Here is a 24,801-nt window from a genome sequence, read left to right as displayed (position 1 = left end):
CCGCCACTACCAAGAAAGGCAGCCGATGAGCATGATTCTCCTTGCCGTGCAGGACACGTACGGCACTGTGCTGGCTCAGGTCGGTAACCCGACACCGGAAGCGCCTCCCGGCTCGGAGAAGATCCTGCAGCTGGTCCGCTACCTCACCTGGTTCGTGTTGCTCTCCGGTATTTGCGGAATCACCTACGCGGGTGGCAAATTCGCGTGGGAGAAGTGGACCGGCGGTGGGCTCGAATCGCCGAAGATGGTGGCCGGAGCCATGATCGGCGGCGTCGTCGCGACGAGCGCGGGCACCATCATGAACGCCGTCATCGGAACCTGATGTCGGCGATGACTACCGTGCGAATGTCGGCGGCGGAACTGCTTGCCTACAAGCAGATGCCCGCCGAAGTGCTGCAACCGCTGATGCAGCTGCTGAACTGGCTGCTCTGGTTCGTACTGCTGGTGTGCCTGGCGTGGATGATCGTGTCCGCGGGCCGCCTGTGGATCGCGTTCCGGAGCGACCTGGCGATGAACGACGCCTCGCACGGTGTATTGATGAGTCTGCTCGGGGCGGCTGTGGCGAGCACGGCCTCGGGGATCGCGTTGGCGTTCCTGCCGACGTGAACGGGGATGGGGACGGCCCTGGGATGATTTCCACAGTTGTGCGGGAGCAACCCGGCGTGTGGCGGCGGGGCATTCGCAAGCCCGCCGCGGGTGCGTTCGGTGCTGCCCTGATACTGGCGGCGGTCGGCTGCGGCGGCAGTGACGGCGCTTCCGGCCCGAACCTGACGGCCGCGCCGACCCATGTGAGGTGGCAGCCGTTCCAAGGCGTGGCACTCCCGAGTGCCGACCAGGGGCCGAAGCAGGTATCTGACGGCGCCGCAACGGGTTTCGAGCATTCGCCGATCGGTGCGGCGTTGGCGGCGATCGTGCACACGGTGCGAATGTCGGTGGCCGCCGACAGTCAATGGGCCGATATCGTGCGCCAAGAGGTGGTGCCGGACAAGGCCAGAGACGAGTGGTCGGTCAACCGGGTGCAGCTCTCGATCGCCGGTCCGGCGGCGCCCGAATATGCGCCGAGAGTGCTCGGATACAAGATCACCGGCTACACCGATGCGGCTTCCGCCGTCGACGTCTATACCGAATATTCGGACAACTCGAAGGCGGTGAACCACACCACTGTCGAATGGTTCGGCAACGACTGGAGATTGCGACTGCCGGATCCCGACTCGACCGCCAGGCCCATCGAGGCGGTCGATGAATTGCCCACGGACATAGTGAAATTGGAGGCGCCGGCATGAGCGAGCAAAGCGAGCGAATCATGTCGCAGCGTGCTTCGCTCATGACGGAGCCGAGCGCTAGCGAGGCGGAGTCATGAGTGAGAAGGAGTCGTACACGCGCGATCGCGTCTCCTTCGGTGTCATCGCGTCCGCTGCCGTGCTGGTGCTCATCGTGGTCGTCGGCGTATTCGTGTACGTGAGCCGGGATGATTCGGGTTCGGGTGGCGACAAGGCCGCCGCCGCAGCCAATTCCGGCGGTGAGGGCTTTGCGACCCCCGAGGTGGATATTCTCGGCAGGCGCGTCGATATCCCGAACAACCCTGCCGGACAACCACTTCCGCAGGATCCGACCCGGCAGCGCAGGCCGTCGGACGCGGACTGGCTGACCGCGGCACCCGAGGCCACCACCGCACCGCACGGTTGGCAGCGGGTCTACGGCGCCTCGGTCCCGTTCTCCACCTCCGACGGACCGACCCACATCGAAGACGGTCTGGCCGTCGGGTATTCGCACACCCCGCAGGGCGCGGTGCTCGCGGCCGCCCAGATCACCTACCGCCTCAACGCCCGCCCCGCCGACCGCGACCTCTACGTCCGTCAGGTCCGCGTCTCGGCCCAGCAGATCGCCGCCTACGACAAGGCCCTGTCCCAGGACAAACTTCCGCAGCAGCAGCCGGAGAAGGTGACCAAGTATTTCGTCGCCTCGGACGCGTTCAGGGTCGAGAACTATGCGGACGATCTGGCGATCATCCAGCTGGCGTCGCGCGGTCAGTCGGCCGACGGGAAGCCGCTGTGGGTGGCTCTGCGACTGGTCATGGTGTGGGATGCGGGGGACTGGCGGCTCAAGCCCGCCACCACCAACAACACGCAGCCCGAGTACGTCGAATCCCTGAACGGGTGGACGAAATGGTGAGGCTGGGGCCCGGATCGGGTCCGGCGCAGAACCGCTCGCCACTGGCGATGCTCGGCGTCAGCGCGGTGCTCGCGGTGGTCGTCGCGGTCCTGGTGACCGTGATCGCCATGCGGGACAACACCGTTGGCGGCGACCAGGTGTCGAAGACGGGCACGAGTTCGGAGAATGTGCCCGATACCGCCGCGTCCGGTTTCGGCAACCCGGAAACCGATATGTTCGGCCGCCGAGTGGATGTGCCCGATAACGGCACTGGCATTGCGCTGGAACAGAATCCGGCGCTACAGCAGCAGCCGGGCGCACCGACCTGGCAGACCGCTGCGCCGCAGCCCGCGAGCGGCCAAGGCGTGTGGCAGCGCGTATTCGGCGGGCCCGTGGTGCGCTTCTCCACCTCCGACGGCCCGGCGCGCATCGACGGCAAGGCCGCCGTCGGCTTCGCGCACACACCTCAGGGCGCGGCCCTGGCGGCCGAGCAGATCTACTGGCGCACCAACGCCAACCCCCGTGATCGCGATCTGCTGCTGCGGCTGGTCGAGGTCACCCCGCAATACCTGAACGACTACGACCGACTCGTGGCCGAGGGCAAGGTGTCGGATCGACTGCCGGACAAGTTGAGACCCTTGCTGTTCGCTTCGGATGCGTTCCGAATCGAGAGCTATACCGCAGATTCCGCGACCATCCAGTTTGCGAGAAAGGCCCGAGAAACGACTGATGGCCAACCAACATGGGTCGGCATGCGCCTGGCAGTCATGTGGCGCGACGGTGACTGGAAGCTCACGGCCGTGAGCGGACAGCAGCAAGTCCAGATAGATTCCCTGCCAAGCATCGAGGGGTGGACACAATGGTGAGGCGTGTACTCACGATATTCGCGGTCATCTTCACGGTGATGATCGCGACGCCGACGGTGGCCTACGGCCAGAGTTACGGCTTCGACGAGACGTGTAACGAACTGCACGACACTCTCGACAATGTCGGGCTGCCGGGCGTTTCCCTCGGTGACGCCGCGTCTGCGGTATGCAAGGCGGGCAATGTCGCCTCGCATCCGGGCAGCACCGCGAACGCGGTCAAGGACAAGGCCTGGGATTCGACCTTCGGCAAGGTCGTCGATTCGCTGATGAACGGCCTCGGTGAGGCCATCATGCTGGCGCTGACCTTCTGGATGAAGGTCCCCAACGAGGCGGCCAGCGATTCGGGTTCGTTGTTCGTCAAGATCAACGACTACACCTATCAAGCGCAGATATTGCTGCTCATAGCCTCGGTGATATTGTCCGGCGCCAGATTGGCCGAGGCCAGACGCGGCGCCGTCATGAATGAGGCGGCCGAATCGTTCCGCATGTTCACGCGGGTGGTTTTCAGTTCCTGGATGCTCGGCGCCGTGATCGTCGCCGGCACTCAGGCCTCGGATCGCTTCTCCGAGTGGATCATCAACGATTCGACCAACGGCAATGCCAAGGATCTGGCCGAGCTGATGGTGAAAACCAGTAAGCTGCAGGCATTCTCGCCGGGTCTGGTGTTGATCATCGCGATCGTCGGACTGCTCGGCGCGCTGGCACAGATTGTGCTGGCCATCGTGCGTCAGGGTCTGCTTATCATCGCGGCGGGTGTGCTGCCATTGGCCGCGGCGGCATCCGGGATGAATATCGGCAAACAGTCGTATCAGAAGCTGATCGGCTGGATCATCGCGTTCATGCTCTGGAAGCCGGTGGCCGCCATCGTCTACATGATCGCGTTCACCACCGCGGGCCATGTGGATTCGCTGACCGATACCGGCGGACTGCCCGAAGGCGAACAGGCGCAACGGATGTTGGTCGCCATCGTGCTGCTGTGCAGTGTCGCGTTCGTGCTGCCCGCGCTGATGCGGTTGGTCACGCCGGCGGTCGCGATCGTGGGTAGCGGTGGTTCCGGTCTCACCGCGGCAGGCGGAACCTTGCTCGCGGTGGGCGCTTTGGGTGCGATGGGTACCAAGGCCGTCTCGGTCAAGGGTGCCGCACCGGGTTCGGCGGGTTACGTCAGCGGTACCTCCACCGGTCCGCGTCCACCGGGTGGTGCGGGCGGTCCGCGCGGCGGCGGTGGCGCGCCGCGCCCGGCCCCGCCACGCGGGGGCGGTGGCGGTGGCGGAGCACCTCCGCGCGCCTCCGTCCCGCAGGGCGGGGCGGGAGTACCGTCCGGTGCGTCGAGGGCGGCGGGTGCGATCGGCGTCGCCCGCGCGGCGACCGCGCCGCTGAACCGCGCCGATCAAGCCATGGGTGATGTGGCGGGCGACCGCTGGGCGAACCGTTCGCCCGACCTCGGGAGGAGCACCATTCCGCGATGACGATGACGACGAGCGATACCTACGAGCGCCGTTCGTACGGGCTGTGGCAGAAGCCGCGCAGCGCAGGCCTTTTCGGTCTGCGCTGGGAAGAGACCGTCATCGGCTTCGTCGTCGTGATCACGGCCCTGATCTGCGCCATGGTCGGCGGCTTCAAGTGGGGTCTGATCGTGGGCGGCACCGGCGTTGTCGTGATGGTTCCACTGGTGTGGCGGACTGGGGGCCGCTCCGGATACGAGAACGGATTGATGATGTTCAACTGGATGCGCTCACGCAACCGCGGTGAGCACGTGTATCGCGGCGGCCGGTTCTCGCGGATTCCGGGCGGTGTCACGCGGCTACCCGGCCTGCTCGCGCCCTCGAAGCTCTACGAGGGCATCGACGCGGGCGGCTACAGCTTCGGCATGATCCACCTACCGCAATTCGCCCAGTACACAGTGGTTTTGCGGGCCTGGCCGCAGGGGCACGAGGCGGTGGACCAGCCGGTCATCGATCGCTGGGTCTCGGCCTGGGGTACGTTTCTCGCCTCGGTCGGCCAGACCAGTGACATCGTCGCCGTCGTCCCGGTGATCGATACCGTGCCCGAGACCGGTAACCGGCTGCTCACCGAGGTCTCCACCATCACCCGGCCGGAAGCGCCGGAGCTGGCGCAGCAGGTGATGTACGAACTCGCCACCGAGTTGCCGCAGGAACGGGTGCAGCTGCTGCCACGCGTTGCGATCACCTTCAAGGCGACCACCGCCGAGCGCCGCAGGAATCCAGCCGAGGAGGCCGTCGAGATCGGACGCAGGCTTCCCGGCATCTGTGCCGCGATGGCCGAGGCGGGTGTGCGCGCTCAGCCGATGTCGGCCGATGAGGTCATCTCGTTCATCCGGCGCAGCTACGATCCTGCCTCGCAGGCCGATCTCGAGGTCGCCGCGGGCGAACCCGAAGGGCACGGGCTGGATTGGGCCGATGCCGGACCGGTTTCGCACGACGAGAAGTGGGATCATCTGGTACACGACGGTGGCCGTTCGGTCACCTGGGAGATGGACGCGGCACCCGAGGGCGCGGTGGACGAACGAGTGCTGCAACGGCTGCTCGCACCGAATCCCGAAGTGCCGCGCAAGCGCATCGCCATCGTGTACCGTCCGCATTCGGCCGCCGACGCAGCCGAAATCGTCGACGACGATTTCAAGAACGCGCTGGTGGCCCAGCAGAGTGAACGCGGTGTCGTCTCGGCGGCCGCGACCCTGCGGGTGGGCGCCACCCAGCAGGCCCGTGAGGAACAAGCCCGGGGTCACGGTGTGACCCGCTTCGGTGCGCTGGTGACCATCACCGAGCCCCTGCGCGGTGATCTGCCGCGCATCGAAGCCATTACCCGCGACCTGTCCACGCAGGCGCGGTTGAAGATCCGGCGGTGCTACCGCTACCAGGCGGCGGCCTTCGCGGCCTCGCTCGGTTGCGGGGTGATCCTGCCGGAACACGCGACAATTCCGAAAGCCTTGGCGGGGTGAGCATTACATGGCACGTGAGTACGAGCCACCCGTGCGCGAACGGGACGAGGCGCCGGTGCGGCGCAAGCGGCGTCCCGAGGACGCGGCATGGGAGCGGCCCGCGGACGAACGCGCTGAGCGGCCGACCGGGGGCCGGGTCGAGCGCTCGGGCATCGAGGAGATGCCCGACCGGGATCGGCGGGCCGCGCGAGGCCCGGCGGGGGTGAGCGGCGGCGAGCGGACCGGCATCGGCGAAACGTCCGATCGGGAGCGGCGACCGTCGCGCGATGCGGCCGAGCGACGGGCGCGACCCGGCGCCGCAGCCGCCGACGGTGGCCGTGCCGATCGGCCGCATCCGGACCGTGGCCGCATCAGGTCCGAAAACGGCCGCGGTGAACGGACTTCGACGGAGCGCGGACGTCCCGACGGCGCCCGGACCGCTCGCCCGCGCGATGGCGCACCGCAACGACCGGCTCGGGGGGAACGCGTGGCACGACCGGAACGCAATGGATCGCGGACGAGCCGCGAGGCACAGCGCGCGGCCAAGATCGACTACACCGCGGACCGCGCCATGGGCACCCCGCAGATGGACAAGGCCGCCCGTCGTGCAAAGGCGAGGTCGGACAAGCGCAAACAGTCCGGTCCGCCCCTGCTCGACGATGCGACCAGGGCCAAACTCGAGCAGATCAGCCGTGAGGGCACCGGTCTGCGGGCGGCCTTCGCGACCTTCCGGATCCGCACCGACGATATCCGCCGCCGCAATTACGCGGCGCGCGCCGAACAGGTCTTCGAAGACGGATTCGACCGCAACACAGCCCAACTCACCGATCGCGGCTATATGGGTCCCGGCGGCGGCCGGATGAACGTCGTTGGCCGCCCGGTCGAATATCGGGCCACCACCGCCCAGGTGGCGGGTCTCTGGCCTTGGTCGGTCGGCGCGGGTGCGCCGTTGATCGGCACCCCGCTCGGTTCGCATCTGCATACCGGCGCCCCGGTCTGCTTCGACCCGATGAACTGGTTCCTGCGCGGCAGCTTCATCACCGCGCCCAGCCTTTTCGTCCTGGGGCTCAACGGTTTCGGTAAGTCCTCGCTGGTGCGCCGGATCGTGCTCGGCGGTATCGCGCAGGGCATCACCCCGCTGATCCTGGCCGACGTGAAACCGGACTACCGCAAGTTGGTCGAACTGGTCGGTGGCCAGGTGATCGACCTCGGTTACGGCCACGGCAAGCTCAACCCGCTCGCCGCCGGTGTGCTCGGTTCGGTCGTGCCGATGCTGGACGAGTTTCCGGCACTGCAACTTCAGGTGCTACAGGATCTGCGCGCCCGCCAGGTCACGCTCATCGCCGGTCTGGTCGAATTGGTACGCGGCGCGCGGGTGCGCGACTACGAGGAGACGCTGATCGCCACCGCACTGCGCATCCTCTACCGGCCGGGCAGCGGCTATACGCCCGACCAACCGCCCATCATGGAGAACCTGCTCGAGGTGATCGTCGCCGGCGGTGACGAATTGCAGCTCGACGCCGGCGCCGACGATCCGAACGAATATCAGGTCGCCATCAAGGGCCTGCGCCGCTCGCTGCGCGCCCTGACCCAGGGCCCGTTCGGCGCGATCTTCAACGGGCAGACCAGCGTTCCGATCGATACCAGCGCGGTCGCGGTCTGCATCGACGTATCCCATATCCCCACCGGGGATAAGAAGCTCAAGGCCGCAGTGATGCTGGCCTGCTGGGCCGACGGTTTCGCCTCGGTGGAGGCCGCGCATGTGCTCGCCGACGCGAAACTCGGCCCGCAGCGCTATTTCCAGGTGGTGATGGACGAGTTGTGGCAGGTGCTCGGCCTCGGCGACTTCATGGTCGACCGGGTCGATGAGCTGACCCGACTGCAGCGCACCATCGCCACCGCGCTGATCATGATCAGCCACACCATCAAGGACCTGCAAGCACTGGGATCGGAAGCCGCCATCGCGAAGGCGCTGGGCTTCCTCGAACGCGCGCGCGCCAAGATATTCGGCGCGCTGCCCGGCGAGGAGATCAAGCGCCTGGACAGCGTGGTTCCGTTCACATCCGCCGAGGAGGAGATGGTGACCGGATGGTCCGCACCGCAGGCGCTGACGGGCGAGGCGCTCAAACCCGGTCAGCTGCGGCCGTCGCCGCCGGGTACCGGCAAATTCCTGCTGAAGATCGGTGAGGATCGCCGCCCCGGCATCCCGTTCCATATGGAATTCACCTTGTCCGAGAAGGAGAGTGGGATCCACGAAACCAACCAGCGCTTCTCCGAGTTCACCGAGTCGACTTCGCGTGGTGGCGATTCCCCCAGTGGGAGTGCCGCATGAGGGGGCTTCTTGCACCGTTGTCGAGACCGGCGGTTGGCTGTGGGAGGTGGGGCGCATGATGCCGCACCGGTCCTATCGGAGAGTATCGCCGGAAGTGCGCAATGCCGCGGTCGAGCAGGTCATTGCACTTACCGGCAAACTACGCAGCGAATCGGAGGCCTGCCGGGTGGTCGCCGAGCAGATCGGCGTGCATACCAACTCGGTGCGCAACTGGGTGCGCGCCGCCGAGGGACCGAGTCTCGAGCGCCTGGACGCGACGGCGCTGCGCCGCAAAGTCGCACTGCTACAACAACAATTGGCCGCCGCCGCGGAGATGAACCGCACCCTGGCCGACACCCTCAACGAATCTCGGCGGCAGACGTGATGGGTTCGGTCCGCGGTCGTTCGGCACTGCCGGGGATGCGGTGACCGGGCGGACCCTCCTCTACCTGGCGCTGACGAGCGTGCTCGGGCTGATGATCCTGGTGGTCGTCATCGTGATGCCCGCCGTGGACGACGCCTGCGAGGGCACCTCGGTGCTCGTATCGTCGACCATGCTGGCGCCGCTCGGCGGATACGCGCCGGGTAATTCCCGCGTCGCGGGCACCCCCACTGCCATGAGCACGACCGGCAATCCGACTGCCACCCAAGCCCATTCGACCGCCACGGGTGCGCCGTCGCTGGCCGCGGGCGTCGGCCCGATCCGCCGGACGCTGCCGCTGGCCGCCGGCACCTTCACCGTGTCGGACGTATTCGGCGCGCGTGGCGGCACCCATAAGGGCGTCGACTTCGCCGCGACCGACGGCACCACCATCTACTCGGTGTCCGATGGACGCGTCGTAGCAGCCGGTCCCGCTTCGGGGTTCGGCAACTGGATCGTCGTCGATTCCGTCGACACCAACGGCCGCGCGTATTCCGCGGTGTACGGCCATATGTGGGACAGCGGCGTGCATGTGCACGTCGGCGATACCGTCGTCGCCGGTCAGCCCATCGCGCAGGTCGGTTCGGCGGGAGAGTCCAGCGGTCCGCACCTGCATTTCGAGATCGTGCCGGGCGGACGCTTCACCGGTGGTCGGCAGATCGACCCGCTGCCCTGGCTCGACGGCGCACCGACCCCGGATGTCGGTGGCGCGCAGGCCTTCTCGTCCGATCCGCGCTGTAACCGCGGCTTCGGTACCGCGGGTGGTGCGCTGGCCGCGGGCAAGGTGCCGCAGGAACTCGAGATCTGGTATCGCCGTGCGGGTTCCATCTGCCCGCAGATCACTCCGTCGCTGCTGGCCGCACAGGGCAGGCAGGAGTCCGGATTCCGGCGCAGCGCGTCCTCTCCCGCAGGCGCGCAGGGTCTGGCCCAGTTCCTGCCCGGCACCGCGGCCAGTATCGATCCCGATGACGGTCAGCCCTATGTCGTCGATGCCGACGGCAATGGCGTCGCGAGCGTATGGGACGACGGCGACGCGATCATCGGTCAGGGCCGCTATATGTGCGCGCTCGCGCACAAGATCACGGCGTGGGAGTCCCAGGGCCGCGTGCAGGGCGATGTCGTCGCACTGACCCTGGCCGCCTACAACGCCGGCGAGGGCGCGGTACTCGCCTCCGGCGGTATGCCGAACCAGGTGGCCGCGCACTACGCCGAAACCCAGCCGTACGTCGCGAATATCCTTGCGATGGAACCGCAATACCGCGCGCAGGGCTCCAATGGCCGCTTCACCCCGCAGGAGGGGGCGGGCGGCGTTCAGGTCGTCCAGGCGGCGCAGCAATGGCTCGGCACGCCGTACGTCTGGGGTGGCGGTGGCCCGCAGGGCCCGAGCGGCGGTGGCATGGACGGTCCCGGCCTCACTGCGGCTGCGGTGTTCGCGGCCTCGTCGGGCGCGGTGACCTTGCCGCGGACCGCCGAACAGCAGTGGGAGGCGGGCGCCGAAGTACCGCTGAGCAAGCTGCAACCCGGTGATCTGGTGTTCAGCTCATTCGGCCCGCGCGGCCCCGCCGAGGTCGGAATCTATTCCGGCAACGGCCGAATGATCCAATCCGTGCCCGCCGCATACGGGCATTCCAGTGGCGTGACCGAGGTCGCGGTGCCGGGTGACGGCCGCGGGAGGAGGGTGCTGTGACGACAACAGCCACCGCGGCCGGCGAACACGCCGAGGCACGTGCGGCGATTGGACCGCACAAGTGTCGGTCCCGGCGGCTAGCCTTGAATAACAATGCACGCGCGAAACTGGTGGTGATGCTGGTGCTGAGCGTCGCGATGTGGGGTGCGGGGTGCGCCGGCTCGGATCGGGAGTCGGGTTCCGGTGCGCCGCAACCGCCCACGTCCACGACCCGATTGCTGGAGGGTGTGCCCGCACCCGATCCGGTGACACCCGACGGCGTCGCGGTGGCCGCGCTGAAGGAGATCTACTCCTGGCAGCCCGCCACCGAGGCCCAGGGCGCCTCGCTGTCGCGCGCGCGGAAATGGTTGGGCCCCAGCCTAATTCGCATTCTCGACAGCACGCCGACCGGGATCGAGACACCGAAAGCGACGCTGCAGTGGGCGGACTGGGCCAAGGCGCAGGCACATATCGAGGCCTTCACCTTCGCATCGGGTGAGCGCCCGCCCACGAGCGCCGATCCGAACGTCCAACAGTTCAAGATCGGGATCGAGCAAACGGTCGTCTACCCGAACGGGCGCAAGGAATCCCTGCCGCCCGCGACGGTCATCGCGACCGTGGTGCGTACATCGGAAGGCTGGCGGCTCGACGCCTTCCGCTGAGCCCGCACCAGCGACAACCACATAGCTAGGTCCTAACAGGAGGCAGACATGGCGAAAAAGAAGAAGGTGCAGGATCCGGCCGTGGTTGGACCCGATATCACCCTCTACATGATCTACGCCGGTTTCGCGACTCTCGGAACCCTGTGGATCGCCCTGCATCTCGGCAACGCGATGGCTGTCACCCCGCAGGACATCCCGGTCAACCCGATCGCGATCGTCGCCGATCTGGTCAGGGGGAAACTGCACTGGCCGCGCGCCTCCACGGTGATCGTGCTGCTCGTCATCGGCGCGATCGTGGCCTACGTAGTGGTGCGCAAGCGGCTTGCCGCACGTCGGTCGGTCGGTCGGCTCTCCGTGGACGAGAAGGCCGATGTGATGGGGAGCGGCAGTGCTATCAAATCGCTCACCGAGGCCGGGGTGCGGTCGAAGGCCGAAATGCTCGGTGTCCGGCTCGGCTACAACGACAGCCCGGGCGTGCCGATCGGCGTCGGTGTTGCCGATGGGGTGATGCTCTACGGCTCGTATGAGGATCTGCATCTGGACATCTGGGGTCCGCGCCAGGGCAAGTCGACCTCGCGGGTGATCCCGGCCATCCTGACTGCCATCGGACCGGTCCTGTCCACCTCGAACAAGCGCGACGTGGTCGATGCGACCCGAGATGTGCGCGAGGCCAAGGGAAGTCGCACCTTCGTCTTCGACCCGCAGGGCGTCGCGGGGGAGGAGCCGACCTGGTTCTGGGATCCGCTTGCCTGGGTGGACGCACATCACGACGGTGCGGAGATGCGGGCCGCACGGTTGGCCGGACACTTCGCCGATGCCGACAGCGGTTCCGACTCCAAGGGTGATATGTTTTTCGACCCGGAGGCCGAGGATCTGCTCGCTGGGCTGTTCCTGGCCGCCGCGCTCGGTGGTCGCCCGATCGTCCAGGTCTGGGACTGGGTGACCAATCCCAACGACTCCGAACCCATCGAACTGCTGCGCAATTCGAGTAAGCACTACACCGCCTCGGGCCTCGCGATGCAGTACAACGCCGATCCGCGCACCAAGAGCGGCATTTTCGGCACCGCGAAGAAGATGATCCGCTGCCTGCAGCTGTCGAATGTGCACCCGTGGATCCTGCCCGGCGACAACCGCATGCAGTTCGACGAACTCGAATTCATCGAGAACAACGGCACGCTCTACAGCCTCTCGCTCGAGGGTCGTGGTTCGGCGGCGCCGCTGGTCAGTGCGCTCACCGAGGCCGTGGTCGATGTGGCCATGCGCAAGGCCACACATTCGCCCGGCGGACGGTTGCCGATCCCGATGCTCGCGGTCCTGGACGAGGCGGCGAATGTGGTGCGCTGGAAGGATTTGCCCAAGCAGTACAGTCACTTCGGTTCCCGCGGCATCGTGGTGATGACGGTGCTGCAGTCCTGGGCCCAGGGTGCGCGCTGCTGGGGCGACGACGGCATGCTGGCGCTGTGGTCGGCGGCCAATATCAAGGTGCTCGGTCCGGGCGTCGACGATATGAACTTCCTGCGCGACCGCTCCGAGGCGATCGGCGAGTACGACGCGATCTCGTCCTCGGTCTCGGAATCCAAAGGCGGCAAGAGCTATTCGCGTTCACTCGGTTCGTCCAAGACCTTCACCGTGAACGCGCTGGCTACCCTGCCACAGGGTCGCGCGATCGTCTTCACCTCGGGCCAGCCCGCGGTGCTCGTGCGTACCGTGCCCTGGTGGGATGGCGACTACGCTGAGGACGTGAAGAAGTCGATCTCGCACCATCTTCCGGGGCGTAAGACCGAGATCGCCGACCTGTTCGGCTCGCCCAACCTGACCAAGGCTGCTCCGCCCCCCGAATACGGTCAAATCGAGGAGGTTCGGCCGCTGTGACTGAACAGCAGCAACAGCCCATGATCTACAGCAATGTGGTGGACTTCGTCGAGAACTACCTCGGCCTGGTGTACCGGCGTCAGGTCACCGACATCAGTGAAACGGTGTGGTGCCCGGAGTGGTGGAAGCATGCCGAGGCGGTGGCGCGACTAGATGCGCTCTGGCGCGCATGGGAGCACTACCGGCTCGAGCCGAGCACCGGATTGAGTGTCTGGTTCCTCGACCACGCGGATCCGCATATGACCAAGCTCTTCGATCCCCGCGGACCGTTCAAGTACTGCAGTGTGCGCAACGGCCACAAGGACATGCTGAGCCCACTGCCGCTGAAGTCCCCCACCCAGGGACTTTTCGGCGATCCGACCATCGGCGATTTCCGCGTCTGACGAGCCGAAAACGTTGAAACGCCCGCTGATTTCAGCGGGCGTTTTCGGTTTCCGGCGTCGGGATCCAGCTACTGTCGGACGCGTTCCAAACCGCGTGCGTCCTGTTCCCGACCTCGTGCGCCGGCCGCGCGGGCGGCTTCGTCGCGAATGCGTACGGCCTCTTCGGGCGGTTGCCCCTGACCTACCTCGATGAGCATCCGTACCGCCGCGAGTTCCGGTGCGATACCGATCCGGGCGAGATGCGCCGCGATGGCCTGCCGACGCTCCTGGGAGTCGTAACGAACGAGCGGCTTGGACTGAGCCGACGCCGTCGCGGCCATTCGGCTGGCCTCGGCCTGTGCGGAGAAACGATCCTTCTCCAATGAAATACCCTTGGCCGGAACCGATTTCTCGACCATCCGGGCCAGTTCGAGATTGCGTGGGTCCTTCGCCTTGGCGTCGCGGGCCTCACGGATCTGCAGTTCCCGGGCCTCCTTGATGCGGGCCTCGGTGACCTTGACGCGGGCTTCGGCTTCCTTCTGACCACGCTCACGGGTCCGCAGCGCGACCAGGGTCGCAATCTGCAACATACTCTTCATCATGGCCGCGGTTTCCCGGCCGATGTCGTCCAGTTCCTCGGACATGGCTGCTCCCCGATGCTGCAGTGATCACTATGGATGTTGTGGTGCTTCGTCACGGACGCCGCCACGTCGAACTGTAGTCCGCCGCGCCGGTGCCCCGCCTGCAAACGTGGACACCCAGAGAACTTGTCGCGTGGCATTCCCGGTTGGGGATCGTCCGGTCAGGGATGACGACGCTACGCGTTCTCCTTTATTCGAGATTACCCGAGAAAACCCGGCGCCAACCGTGTGGGCGTGCCGCTTAACAGCATATATCGCACAATTCCGGCGGGCAGGGGAAAGCTTCGGAGGATCTCCGGTTTTAGCACATCCTAACCGAACGATTAGGGTCGCCTACCCTGGCTTGTTCAGGGCGGTAGTTCGGGCCCGCTGCTCATTGCGCGCGGCGGGTCCGAACGAAGCGAGGATTCGGATCGGGCGTGTCGTAGCGACTGCTTGCAGGTCGCTCGAAAGGGCCAGCTCAGTCGATGCGGACCGACTGGATGGTTACGGGGAGATTGGGCTTGCCGTCGCCCTGTCCGTTGGAGTTGTCCTGACCGCCGGCGGCGATCTTGTCCAGCGTGCCCATGCTGTCCGGATCGACGGTGCCGAAGATGGTGTAGTTCGGCGGCAGTTGCGAATCGCCGTAGACGATGAAGAACTGACTGCCGTTGGTGCCGCCGCCGGTGACGGGATCCGGTCCCGCGTTGGCCATGGCCAGCGTGCCGCGCTTGTAGGCCATGGGCTGCTGCAACGCGGGGTCGGCCGGGTTGTAGCGATTGGTCGGGTACTCGTTGTCGAACTGGTAGCCGGGACCGCCGGTGCCGGTACCTGTCGGGTCACCGCACTGCAGCACCTTCAGGCCCTCGTCCGCGGTCATGCGGTGGCAAGTGGTGTTGTCGAAGTAGCCCTGACCGGCCAGGCTGGCGAAGCTGTTCACGGTGCACGGCGCCTTGGCGTTGTCCAGGGTCAGGCCGATGGGGCCCTGAGTGGTGTCCATGCTGACGCTGAGACTGGCATTGTCGCCGGTGTTCTCGATGCCGCTGGTGCGCGGCTTCTTCACCTGCTTATCCGCGGGCTTCTGACTGTCGCGGTAGTCGCAGCTGATGGCCGCGGGCTTATCGTCACTCTTGGTCAGGAAGTAGACGCCGACGGCCGCCGCCGCCACGACCACCACGCCGAGCGCCGATCCGGCGATCGTGAGTCGCCTGCGCTTGCGCGCCCGGTCGGCCCGGTTGGCCAGCTGGCGCTCCAGCTTGCGTTTCGCCGCTGCCCGTCGCTGTTCGTTGCTCGGCACTACCACGTTCCTCCCGTATCCGTTACGTACGGCACAGGATTGTGCCATCTATTCCTGAGACTGCTCAGCAGGCCATTTCGACCAGTCGTGACGCTGTATGAACTCGTGGTGGCAAACCGGTTGGACTTGACGGGCCGTAGTGGTGGAAACTGGACCATCGTGACCAAGACCAGCAGCTTCTCCGCCCCGAAGGGGGTTCCGGATTACGTGCCACCCGGTTCGGCCGAGTTCGTCGCGGTGCGCGACGGCTTGATCCGTGCCGCCCGACTCGCCGGGTACGGGCATGTGGAGCTGCCGATCTTCGAGGACACCGCCTTGTTCGCGCGGGGCGTCGGTGAATCCACCGATGTGGTGACCAAGGAGATGTACACCTTCGCCGACCGCGGCGAGCGCAGTGTCACGCTGCGGCCGGAGGGCACCGCGGGTGTCATGCGTGCGGTCATCGAACACGGGCTCGACCGGGGGCAATTGCCGGTGAAGCTGGTGTATTCGGGTCCGTTCTTTCGCTATGAGCGCCCGCAGGCCGGTCGGTACCGGCAGTTGCAGCAGGTCGGCGTCGAGGCGATCGGTATCGATGATCCCGCGCTGGATGCCGAGGTGATCGCGATCGCGGACGCCGGATATCGCGAACTCGGGTTGGCCGGCTTCCGGCTGGAGATCACCTCGCTCGGTGACGAGACCTGTCGCCCGCAGTATCGAGAGCTGTTGCAGGAGTTCCTGTTCGGGCTGCCGCTGGACGAGGAGACCAAGCGGCGGGCACAGTTGAATCCGCTGCGGGTGCTCGACGACAAGCGGCCCGAGGTGCGCGAGATGACCGCGAACGCGCCGCTGATGATCGATCACCTGTCGGAGTCGGCGAAGACGCACTTCGAGCAGGTGCTCGGGTATCTCGACGCGCTCGGCGTGCCCTACGTGGTGAATCCGCGGATGGTGCGCGGCCTGGACTACTACACGAAGACGACCTTCGAATTCGTGCACGACGGTCTCGGGGCGCAGTCGGGTATCGGCGGCGGCGGACGCTACGACGGGCTCATGGCCGAACTGGGCGGACAACCGCTGTCCGGCATCGGATTCGGACTCGGTGTGGACCGCACCATTCTGGCGCTGCGGGCCGAGGGCAAGTCGGCGGGCGATCCGGCGCGGTGCGAGGTCTACGGCGTATCACTCGGCGATGCTGCCAAGCAGCGGTTGGTCGTGCTCGCGGCCCAGCTGCGAGCGGTGGGCATTCGCGTCGATCTGGCGTACGGCGGTCGAAGTGTCAAGGGGTCGCTGAAGGCAGCGGACAAGTCCGGCGCCAAATTCACCCTGGTCCTCGGTGACCGTGATCTGGCCGAGAACAGCATCGGCCTGAAGGATATGGCCACCGGTGAACAGCGTCAGATCCCACTGGACGAGTCGGTGGCCGCCGTCGCGACCGCTCTGCGCTCCGGCGAGTAGTACGGTGCCGGGGTACGCCCGCACCACGACGAATGGGCAGCCATGCCGGTAGAACCCACGAATCCCGGTGCAGCCCAACCGGTTCCGTCGGTCGGACTCGATCTCGTCGCGCCCGAGACCTACGCACCCATGCTGCGGCGACTCGCCCTCGCCGCGGTAGGGGTGGGTATCGGTGCAGCATTGCTCGCGGCGCTGCTGGTGCCGTGGTCGATCGCGATCGCGATCGGTCTCGTCGTCGGTGCCCCCACCGTCGCCTACGCCATCGCGCTGCGCCGTCGGCGGATGTGGCTGGCCGGGACCACGATTCACGCGCGGCGGGTGATCAGGGAGCGTCAGGTCGATATCGCGGCCGCCAACGGCGTCGAGATCCTCGTCTTTCCGGCCCGTCTGAGCCGCATCGTCCTGCGGGTGACCGCGGGCGTCGAGTCGCAGGTCGTGCCGCTCGCGATGTACACCGATGCGGGCAGCGGTCGCGAACTCCACCTGCTCGGGCTCCGCAAACTGGCAGACGCCTTGGCCGCCAGCGAACTCGCCGCGGCCGTAGCGGTGTCGACCATGCTCGTCCACCAACTGCGCGCCGAGGCCCGAGATGCCGGACTGGAGGAGCGGCCGCTGTACCGTGCTACCCGCCTGGCTCGAGCGAAGGACTATGTGTCGCCGATCGTCCTGACCGATCAGGAAGTCGCGGGACTGTGTTGATACGCGAGTCGAGTTGTGCGACACGCGAATCGGCGTGCCATGCGAAGTTGCAGGCGATGCGCGGTTGCGTCGTGCGCTGAACGGCGCGCACTCTGTCGGATTTCGCGCCCGTTGTGGGTGCTTGTCGTTAGCTGAGGCGGTTGGATGGGTGTGGCGGGGTGACTGTCGCGTAGCTCACCACTGGCGGTTCGGGGCCGTGAGAGTCGTTAGGGTGGGGATCGAGTGTCCGTCTATCGCAAGGAGTTTCTCGTGAGCACCGCTGCTCGGACCGCGCCCGTGACCGTCGCCGTGACCGGAGGTGCGGGGCAGATCGCCTACGGTCTGCTGTTCCGGATCGCGTCCGGGGCGCTGCTCGGGTCCGAGACGCCGGTACGGCTGCGGTTGCTGGAGATTCCAGCGGCGGTGGCGTCGCTGGAGGGTGTGGCGATGGAGCTCGAGGACGGTGCGTTTCCGCTGCTCGAATCGATTGATATCAGTGACGATCCGTGGGTCGGGTTCGAGGGTGCGAATGTCGCGTTGCTGGTCGGTGCCCGGCCGCGTACCGCGGGGATGGAGCGCTCGGATCTGCTGGCCGCCAACGGCCCGATCTTCACCGAACAGGGCCAGGCGATCAACGCGAGCGCCGCCGACGACGTCAAGGTGCTCGTGGTCGGCAATCCGGCCAATACCAACGCCTTCATCGCCATGAGCAATGCCCCGGACGTCCCGGCCGAGCGATTCACGGCGATGACCCGCCTCGACCACAACCGCGCCATCGCGCAGCTGGCCAAGAAGACCGGCGCCGGCGCCGCCGATATCGCCCACGTCGCCATCTGGGGCAACCACTCCGCGACCCAGTATCCGGATATCACGCACGCCACCATCACGGGCCGTCCCGCCCGCGAACTCGTCGACCAGGGCTGGCTGCGCGAGGAATTCATCCCCACCGTCCAACAGCGCGGGACCGCCATCATCCAGGCCCGCGGCGCCTCCTCGGCCGCCAGCGCGGCCAGCGCCGCCATCGACCACATCCACGACTGGTCGCTCGGCATCCGCACCGACGACTGGACCTCGATGGCCGTCCCCTCCGACGGCTCCTACGGCATTCCCGAAGGCCTGATCACCTCGTTCCCCGTCACCTGCGCGGACGGCGGATACGCGATCGTCCAGGGCTTGGAGCTCGACGACTTCTCCCGTGCCCGCATCGACGCCAGCGTCGCGGAACTCGAACAGGAACGCGACGCCGTCATCGACCTCGGATTCGCCAAGCACGTCTGAACTCATGCCCGAAGTCGTGGCTCTCAGGCCGCGGCTGTGGCGGAGCGACTCCTGCCGAGGGCCAATTGACCCGCGGTGGCGAGATGAATCAGCGCGAGCACGCTGCCGCCGACCATCATGCCCGGAATTCCCTGGCTGGCGCCAATGGCGACATCACCGAGCTGTACCGCACCCGACACGGTCAGCAGCGGTAGGAGAGCCCGCTTGCGGCGGCTGGTCAGGCTGAACAGCAACGCGGCACCCAACGGGATGGCACGCGCGGCGTAGGCCTGGGCATAAAGATCGACTCCGGGCGAGTCCGCGCTGCCGGTTATCACCAGGGTGGGGTCGATGAGCGCCGCGACACTGAATGCCACGGCGACGCCCGCGCCGACCGCATTGACGATGATCGTGGATCTGGTGAGCTTCTCGTCCTGCATTCTTCACTCCCTGAATCGTTCAGAATCTGAATGGTTTAGGGACAGTATTATGCTGGCTATGAAGAACGTCAAGGTGGAAAAGCTGCCGGAGACCGTCACCTTCCGGCTCGGACTGCTGGGCGCGTTCCTGACCGACCGCTTCAGCATCGATGTGTCGAGTCTCGGGCTCAAGCCGAAGCACGCCGGAATGCTGAATGTGTTGGCGGCCGACGGACCGACATCGCAGATGCAGATGGCGCAGATACTGCGCGTCGCGCCGAGTCTGGTCGTCGCGCTGGCCGACCACCTGGAGTCCCTCGGGGCCATCGAACGGCTGCGGGATCCGGAGGATCGCCGCCGTCAGAACCTGAGCCTGACCTCCCACGGCCGCGCATTACTGGGCAAATGCCTCGACGCCGCACATGCGATCGACGCCGAGACCACCGCGGATCTCACCGCCGCCGAGCGCGCCGACCTGCATAGCATCCTGGGCACGCTCGCCGATCGGCTCGGTCTGCCTAGCTGATGGTCCAGGTTTCCGAACCGTTGAGCAGGGATTGCAGCGAATCCTCTTGTACCGGATTGCGTTCCCGCGCCATGGCGGTTTGGGTGCGAACCGCATCGTCGTAGGTGGGCCGGGTGACGTTGCGGAAGATCCCGGTGACCACGTGGCCGAGGTCCTGGTCCGACAGACGCGAGAGGGCGTAGGCGTACTCCGGATTGTCGGTGTAGGCGTCGTGCACGATGATCTCGGACTCGTCGACCTCGTCGGTGCGCACCACCGCGAGCCCGAAACCGGCACGCACCACGGCGAATTCGCCATCGGCGCCGAAACGGATCGGCTCACCATGGTGCAGCGGGATGAGGCGGGATTCGGCATCGCCCTTGCGCAGCACGTCGAATGAACCGTCGTTGAAGATCGGGCAGTCCTGCAGGATCTCGACGAACGATGTCCCGCGGTGTTCGGCGGCGGCGCGCAGCACCTCGGTGAGGCCCGCCCGATCGGAATCCAGAGCGCGCGCGGCGAAGCCGGCTTCCGCTCCCAGCGCGACCGACAGCGTGTTGAACGGGTGGTCGACCGAGCCCATCGGCGTCGATTTGGTGATCTTGCCCTCTTCCGAGGTGGGGGAGTACTGCCCCTTGGTGAGTCCGTAGATCCGGTTATTGAACAGCAGGATCGTCATATTCACATTGCGGCGCAGGGCATGGATCAGGTGGTTGCCGCCGATCGACAGCGCGTCACCGTCACCGGTCACTACCCACACCGACAGATCCGGCCGCGTTACCGCGAGCCCCGTCGCGATGGCGGGCGCGCGGCCGTGGATGGAGTGGATGCCGTAGGCCTCGAGGTAGTACGGGAACCGGCTCGAGCAGCCGATCCCGGAGACGAACATCAGGTTCTCCCTGCGCAATCCGAGTTCGGCGAGGAAGCCGCGCACGGTCGCCAGGATCACATAGTCACCGCAGCCGGGGCACCAGCGCACCTCCTGATCGGAGGTGAAGTCCTTGACCTTCTGCGGCCCGTCCGCGGACGGCACTCCCGAGAGTCCGGTGAGGCCCAGATCGGTTCCGATGAGCGAGGTTTCGACGATGGTCATCAGTTACCCCCAGTCGAGTACGTGGCACGCGCCCGTGCCGCGAACGCCTTATCGTGTTCCATATCCTCGATCGACCCGTCCAGTGCCGCATCGATTACCCCGACGAGTTCCTGTGCGGAGAATGCCGTGCCGGCGATCTTTGTCCACGGTTGCACATCCACCAGATACTTCGCCCGCAGCAGCATGGCCAGCTGACCGCCGTTCATTTCCGGCGCGACCACGGTCCGATAGCTCCGTAGCACGGCATCGAGGTTGGCGGGCAATGGATTCAGATATCGCAGATGCGCCTGTGCGACCGAGACGCCGCGACGGCGGGCGCGCCGACAGGCCTCGCCGATCGGCCCGAAGGAACTGCCCCAGCCGATCAGCAGGAGTTCGGCCCGCCCGTCCGGATCGTCGACCTCGAGATCGGGGACGGTGATGCCATCGATCTTGGCCTGCCGCAGGCGAACCATCAGTTCGTGGTTGCCGGGCTCATAGGAGATATTGCCGCTGCCGTCGGCCTTCTCCAGTCCGCCGATCCGATGCGCGCGACCAGCGGTGCCCGGCACCGCGAGCGGCCTCGCGAGAGTATCGGGATCACGGGAATAGGGCTGGAACGGCGTGCCCTCCTCGGCCTCGGGTTCGAAGCGCGGATCGATCGGCTCCAGTTCGCTGACCCGCGGAATCGACCACGGCTCAGAGCCATTGGCGATCGAGCCGTCGGAAAGCAACAGCACCGGTGTGCGGTAGGTGAGGGCGACGCGAGCCGCCTCTACCGCGGTGGCGAAGCAGTCGGCGGGGGAGCGCGGCGCGAGTACGGCGACCGGCGATTCCCCGTTGCGGCCGTAGAGCGCCTGAAGTAGATCGGCCTGTTCGGTCTTGGTCGGCAGTCCGGTGGACGGTCCGCCGCGCTGCACGTCGACGATCACCAACGGCAGTTCCGTCATCACCGCCAGCCCGATGGTTTCGCTCTTGAGCGCCAGCCCGGGGCCGGAAGTGCTGGTGACGCCGAGCGCGCCGCCGAGGGCCGCGCCGAGGGCCGCGCCGATGCCCGCGATCTCGTCTTCGGCCTGGAAGGTGGTGACGCCGAAGTTCTTGTGCTTACTGAGTTCGTGCAGGATGTCGGAGGCTGGTGTGATCGGATAGGTGCCGAGAAAGACCGGCAACCCGGATAACTGCCCCGCGGTGACGAGGCCGTAGGCGAGCGCGGTATTGCCGGTGATCTGGCGGTAGGTGCCCGGCGGCAGTTTGGCCGGGGCCACCTCGAAGGTGGTTGCGAAGCTTTCGGTGGTCTCGCCGTAATTCCAGCCAGCGCGGAAGGCGAGCAGATTCGCCTCGGCGATATCGGGTTTCGCGGCGAATTTCTCGCGCAGGAAGCGTTCGGTGCCGCCGATCGGGCGTCCGTACATCCAGGACAGCAGGCCGAGCGCGAACATATTCTTCGCGCGCTGAGCGTCCTTCTTGCCAACGCCGGTCGGCTCAGTCGCGCCGATGGTGAGTGAGGTCATCGGCACGCGGTGGACCACGAAATCGCTCAGTGTGTCGTCGTCGAGCGGATCGGTGGTGTAGCCGACCTTGCCGAGATTGCGTTTGGTGAACTCGTCGGTGTTCACGATGAGGGTGGCACCGCGCGGCAGGTCCTCGAGATTGGACTTCAGCGCCGCGGGATTCATCGCGACCAGCACGTCGGGCTGGTCGCCCGCGGTGAGGATGTCGTAATCGGCGATCTGGATCTGGAAGGACGAGACGCCGGGCAGCGTGCCCTGTGGCGCCCGGATTTCGGCCGGGAAGTTGGGCTGGGTGGCGAGGTCGTTGCCGAATGCGGCCGCCTCGTGCGTGAAGCGATCACCGGTGAGCTGCATTCCGTCTCCGGAGTCCCCGGCGAACCGAATTACGACCTTTTCCAATTTCGCTGTGCCGACATCACTTTGGTCGGAAACCATATGCCTGCTTCACTTCCTCGTCCGATGGGAGGTGCCATTGGCCAACCTACTCCGCCGTGTGCGGGAATTGCTTGTGAAATGCTTTACGGGAAGAGCGCCAGCTGCGTGTCGTTGGGCAGCGGTGTCGGGGGTTGTGTCTGCAGCTCCGGGGTGTGCTCGCGGGTGAGGCCGTGTTGCTGGAGCAGTGGCTGCACCCGCTCGCGTAGCCAGGACGCATATTCCGGCGTCACATAGGCGCCGCGGCCATAGAGCTGGCGATAGCGGCGCACCAGCGCCGGATGCGCCTCGGTCAGCCAACTCAGGAACCAGCCACGGGTGGCGCCACGTAGATGCATCGGGAATGCGACCACCGATACCGCCCCGGCCTCGGCGATCGCACCGAATAGTGCGTCCAGGTGGGCGCGGCTGTCGGTGAGATATGGAATCACCGGCGCGACCATCACATTCACCTCGAACCCGGCATCGGCCAGCGCCCGCACCATCTCCAGCCGCGCCTTGGGCGATGGCGTACCGGATTCCAGGCTGCGGTGCAGATCCATATCCAGGATCGCGATGGAGACGGCGACGCTCACCCGGACCTGCCGCGCCGCCGCCGTGAGCAGCGGCAGATCCCGGCGCAGCAGCGTGCCCTTGGTGAGAATGGAGAACGGTGTGCCGGAATCGCTCAGCGCGCGAATGATGCCTGGCATCAACCGATATCGGCCCTCGGCCCGTTGATACGGATCGGTATTTGTGCCCAGCGCGACCGGTTCATGATGCCAGGACCGCCGGCCGAGTTCCTTGCGCAGCACCGCGGCGATATTGGTCTTCACCACGATCTGCGAATCGAAATCCCGGCCCGCGTCCAGGTCCAGATACTCGTGGGTGGGACGCGCGAAACAGTAGCGGCAGGCGTGTGAACAGCCGCGCATCGGATTGATCGTCCAATGGAACGGCAGATTCGACGCCTCCGGCATCTTGTTCAGCGCGCTCTTGCACAGCACCTCGTGGAACGTGATGCCCTCGAATTCGGGCGTTTGTACAGTGCGCACGAAACCCGCCCGGTCGAGACCGGGCAGGGCGCCGTCGTCGGCATCCAGGGTTTGGCTTTGCCACCGCACCCCATCAGTCGAACATGTGTTCTAAAGAGTGTCAAGCGATCTGTCGGGCGTCGGGCGCGGTGAGCTGCTTCGGATCGGTGAAGAAAGTGACCAGGTCGCGCACGGTCTCCTCGATGGGCCTCGGCTGATAGCCGATTTCGCGCTCCGCCTTGCCGTGGTCGACGATCGGGGCGGAGACCAGCGCGCCGAGTGCGGCCTTCGACACGATGTCGGTCTTGAGCAGTTTGCCGATCGGTTCGAGCACCGGAATCAAGCCGTTGACGACCTTGGGCGAGATCGAGAATTTCGGTCCCTTCTTGCCGCCGCATCCCGCCGCGGTGCGACACAGGTCGAGCATCGAGATCATCGAACCGCCGAGCAGGTAGTTCTCGCCGGTCCGGCCCCGCTCCCCGGCCAGGATCAGGCCCTTCGCGACGTCGCGGACGTCGACCAGATCGAAGCCGCCGCCGATCATCGCGGGTACCCGGCCGCGGGCGGCGTCCTTGAGGGTGCGGTTGATCCTGGACAGCGGGATGCTGTAGTCGAGCGGGCCGAAGACGCCGGTGGGATTGCAGATCACCGCGTCCAGGCCTTGCTCGATCACTTTGCGCAGTTCGATTTCGCCCGCCCATTTGGAACGGTCGTAGACGGGCAGGCTGGGGTCGGTCGAGCGCGCCGAGGTCTCGTCGATGCGGCCGCCGCAGGTGTACTGATTGAAGGCGTGGATGGAGCTCGCGTGCACCATGCGGCGCACGCCCAAGTCCAGGGCCGCCTCGGCGACGACGCGCACACCCTCGGTATTGACCTTCCATGCCAGGTCGTGCTGCTCGGCCAGGGTGATCACGGCGACGAGGTGGTAGACGATCTCCGCGCCGGCGAGCGCTGAGCGCATGGATTCGGGGTCGAGCACATTGCCGGAGACCCAGGTGACGTTCGGGTCCGTCCGCTGCTCCGGAACGACGCGATCGATTGCTGTGACCTCGTGTCCTCGTTCGACCAGCAGGCTGAGCAGATTCGTGCCAAGGTAGCCGGCTGCGCCGGTCACTGCGACCTTCATGCGATCGAGAATATAGAACTTGTTCTAATTTGCAACCTGTTCCAGTTCCTTTCGGTGGCCGCGTTGGGCTCGAAACTTGCCGGTGGGGTCCGCTATATTGAGCGCAACCGCAGCGGCGCCGGTACCCGACTCGCAGCTGCGCAGGGGCCCGATCGCAGCCGAGCTGCCGGTGCGGGCAGGGAGTA

General features: G+C 66.4%; 24 protein-coding genes. 17 read left to right on the top strand and 7 right to left on the bottom strand.

The window, feature by feature from the left end:
- The first annotated feature begins 25 nt into the window (after window positions 1-25).
- The 13 genes from ACZ60G_RS07615 (at window position 26) to ACZ60G_RS07555 (ending at window position 13,270) form a co-directional block, all read left to right on the top strand.
- Window positions 26-322 (top strand): hypothetical protein, encoded by a 297-nt coding sequence (locus ACZ60G_RS07615; RefSeq protein ID WP_040692318.1) that lies wholly within the window; start codon window positions 26-28, stop codon window positions 320-322.
- An 8-nt stretch (window positions 323-330) separates the two neighbouring features.
- Complete coding sequence (locus tag ACZ60G_RS07610) at window positions 331-606, top strand: hypothetical protein (protein ID WP_245721076.1); 276 nt, start codon at window positions 331-333, stop codon at window positions 604-606.
- A 23-nt stretch (window positions 607-629) separates the two neighbouring features.
- Complete coding sequence (locus ACZ60G_RS07605; protein ID WP_465808172.1) at window positions 630-1,283, top strand: DUF8175 domain-containg protein; 654 nt, start codon at window positions 630-632, stop codon at window positions 1,281-1,283.
- Between the two features lie 73 nt (window positions 1,284-1,356).
- Window positions 1,357-2,172, top strand: a complete 816-nt coding sequence (locus ACZ60G_RS07600; protein WP_465808171.1) for a DUF8175 domain-containg protein — start codon at window positions 1,357-1,359, stop codon at window positions 2,170-2,172.
- Window positions 2,166-3,017 carry a DUF8175 domain-containg protein gene (locus ACZ60G_RS07595; RefSeq protein ID WP_465808169.1) on the top strand — a complete coding sequence of 284 codons (852 nt, stop codon included), beginning with the start codon at window positions 2,166-2,168 and terminating at the stop codon, window positions 3,015-3,017. Before ACZ60G_RS07600 ends, ACZ60G_RS07595 begins: the two co-directional genes overlap by 7 nt.
- Window positions 3,011-4,483: a hypothetical protein gene (locus tag ACZ60G_RS07590; RefSeq protein WP_465808167.1), complete on the top strand. Its 1,473-nt coding sequence runs from the start codon at window positions 3,011-3,013 to the stop codon at window positions 4,481-4,483. Before ACZ60G_RS07595 ends, ACZ60G_RS07590 begins: the two co-directional genes overlap by 7 nt.
- A 2-nt stretch (window positions 4,484-4,485) precedes the next feature.
- Window positions 4,486-5,976 (top strand): SCO6880 family protein, encoded by a 1,491-nt coding sequence (locus ACZ60G_RS07585; RefSeq protein ID WP_465808399.1) that lies wholly within the window; start codon window positions 4,486-4,488, stop codon window positions 5,974-5,976.
- 7 nt (window positions 5,977-5,983) lie between these two features.
- Window positions 5,984-8,287 carry a hypothetical protein gene (locus ACZ60G_RS07580; protein ID WP_465808165.1) on the top strand — a complete coding sequence of 768 codons (2,304 nt, stop codon included), beginning with the start codon at window positions 5,984-5,986 and terminating at the stop codon, window positions 8,285-8,287.
- Window positions 8,288-8,342: 55 nt separating this feature from the next.
- Entirely contained in the window at window positions 8,343-8,651 is a 309-nt protein-coding gene (locus tag ACZ60G_RS07575) for a transposase (RefSeq protein WP_465808163.1), read from the top strand.
- 40 nt (window positions 8,652-8,691) lie between these two features.
- Window positions 8,692-10,374, top strand: a complete 1,683-nt coding sequence (locus ACZ60G_RS07570; RefSeq protein ID WP_465808161.1) for a peptidoglycan DD-metalloendopeptidase family protein — start codon at window positions 8,692-8,694, stop codon at window positions 10,372-10,374.
- Between the two features lie 83 nt (window positions 10,375-10,457).
- Window positions 10,458-11,015 (top strand): hypothetical protein, encoded by a 558-nt coding sequence (locus tag ACZ60G_RS07565; protein WP_465808159.1) that lies wholly within the window; start codon window positions 10,458-10,460, stop codon window positions 11,013-11,015.
- A gap of 48 nt (window positions 11,016-11,063) precedes the next feature.
- Window positions 11,064-12,887 (top strand): type IV secretory system conjugative DNA transfer family protein, encoded by a 1,824-nt coding sequence (locus ACZ60G_RS07560; RefSeq protein WP_465808157.1) that lies wholly within the window; start codon window positions 11,064-11,066, stop codon window positions 12,885-12,887.
- Window positions 12,884-13,270: a DUF4913 domain-containing protein gene (locus ACZ60G_RS07555; RefSeq protein ID WP_465808155.1), complete on the top strand. Its 387-nt coding sequence runs from the start codon at window positions 12,884-12,886 to the stop codon at window positions 13,268-13,270. Before ACZ60G_RS07560 ends, ACZ60G_RS07555 begins: the two co-directional genes overlap by 4 nt.
- A gap of 68 nt (window positions 13,271-13,338) precedes the next feature.
- On the opposite strand, the gene ACZ60G_RS07550 is transcribed toward ACZ60G_RS07555, so the two are convergent.
- Both ACZ60G_RS07550 and ACZ60G_RS07545 read right to left on the bottom strand, forming a co-directional pair.
- The gene (locus ACZ60G_RS07550) at window positions 13,339-13,893 is read right to left on the bottom strand and encodes a hypothetical protein (protein WP_465808153.1); all 555 of its coding nucleotides are present in this window, start codon (window positions 13,891-13,893) and stop codon (window positions 13,339-13,341) included.
- Between the two features lie 457 nt (window positions 13,894-14,350).
- Window positions 14,351-15,166, bottom strand: coding sequence for a peptidylprolyl isomerase (locus ACZ60G_RS07545; RefSeq protein WP_465808151.1), 816 nt, complete (start codon window positions 15,164-15,166; stop codon window positions 14,351-14,353).
- 159 nt (window positions 15,167-15,325) lie between these two features.
- Here ACZ60G_RS07545 and hisS point away from each other — a divergent pair, with 159 nt between their 5' ends.
- From hisS to ACZ60G_RS07530, 3 genes are all read left to right on the top strand, one after another.
- Window positions 15,326-16,603, top strand: a complete 1,278-nt coding sequence (hisS, locus tag ACZ60G_RS07540; protein ID WP_465808149.1) for a histidine--tRNA ligase — start codon at window positions 15,326-15,328, stop codon at window positions 16,601-16,603.
- 42 nt (window positions 16,604-16,645) lie between these two features.
- On the top strand, window positions 16,646-17,302 hold the full coding sequence (locus ACZ60G_RS07535; protein ID WP_465808147.1) for a hypothetical protein: 657 nt from the start codon (window positions 16,646-16,648) through the stop codon (window positions 17,300-17,302).
- A 249-nt stretch (window positions 17,303-17,551) separates the two neighbouring features.
- Window positions 17,552-18,559, top strand: coding sequence for a malate dehydrogenase (locus ACZ60G_RS07530; protein ID WP_465808145.1), 1,008 nt, complete (start codon window positions 17,552-17,554; stop codon window positions 18,557-18,559).
- Between the two features lie 23 nt (window positions 18,560-18,582).
- Here the strand turns inward: ACZ60G_RS07530 and ACZ60G_RS07525 are convergent, their stop codons facing one another.
- The gene (locus ACZ60G_RS07525) at window positions 18,583-18,978 is read right to left on the bottom strand and encodes a hypothetical protein (protein ID WP_465808143.1); all 396 of its coding nucleotides are present in this window, start codon (window positions 18,976-18,978) and stop codon (window positions 18,583-18,585) included.
- Window positions 18,979-19,036: 58 nt separating this feature from the next.
- On the opposite strand from ACZ60G_RS07525, the gene ACZ60G_RS07520 reads away from it, so the two are divergent.
- Window positions 19,037-19,483 (top strand): MarR family winged helix-turn-helix transcriptional regulator, encoded by a 447-nt coding sequence (locus tag ACZ60G_RS07520; protein WP_465808141.1) that lies wholly within the window; start codon window positions 19,037-19,039, stop codon window positions 19,481-19,483.
- Here the strand turns inward: ACZ60G_RS07520 and ACZ60G_RS07515 are convergent.
- The 4 genes from ACZ60G_RS07515 to ACZ60G_RS07500 all read right to left on the bottom strand — a co-directional run bounded on the left by ACZ60G_RS07515 (window position 19,476) and on the right by ACZ60G_RS07500 (window position 24,616).
- The gene (locus tag ACZ60G_RS07515; protein WP_465808139.1) at window positions 19,476-20,555 is read right to left on the bottom strand and encodes a 2-oxoacid:ferredoxin oxidoreductase subunit beta; all 1,080 of its coding nucleotides are present in this window, start codon (window positions 20,553-20,555) and stop codon (window positions 19,476-19,478) included. The genes ACZ60G_RS07520 and ACZ60G_RS07515 overlap by 8 nt on opposite strands.
- A complete protein-coding gene (locus ACZ60G_RS07510; protein WP_465808137.1) occupies window positions 20,555-22,480 on the bottom strand; it encodes a 2-oxoacid:acceptor oxidoreductase subunit alpha in 1,926 nt (641 codons plus the stop codon). The genes ACZ60G_RS07515 and ACZ60G_RS07510 overlap by 1 nt, the downstream gene beginning before the upstream one ends.
- Window positions 22,481-22,563: 83 nt before the next feature.
- Window positions 22,564-23,580 (bottom strand): Rv2578c family radical SAM protein, encoded by a 1,017-nt coding sequence (locus ACZ60G_RS07505; protein WP_465808135.1) that lies wholly within the window; start codon window positions 23,578-23,580, stop codon window positions 22,564-22,566.
- Between the two features lie 31 nt (window positions 23,581-23,611).
- A complete protein-coding gene (locus ACZ60G_RS07500) occupies window positions 23,612-24,616 on the bottom strand; it encodes an NAD-dependent epimerase/dehydratase family protein (protein ID WP_465808133.1) in 1,005 nt (334 codons plus the stop codon).
- Between the last annotated feature and the right edge of the window lie 185 nt (window positions 24,617-24,801).

The sequence above is a fragment of the Nocardia sp. NPDC102475 genome, assembly GCF_055584605.1.
This window is presented reverse-complemented; position numbering and strand designations above follow the sequence as displayed.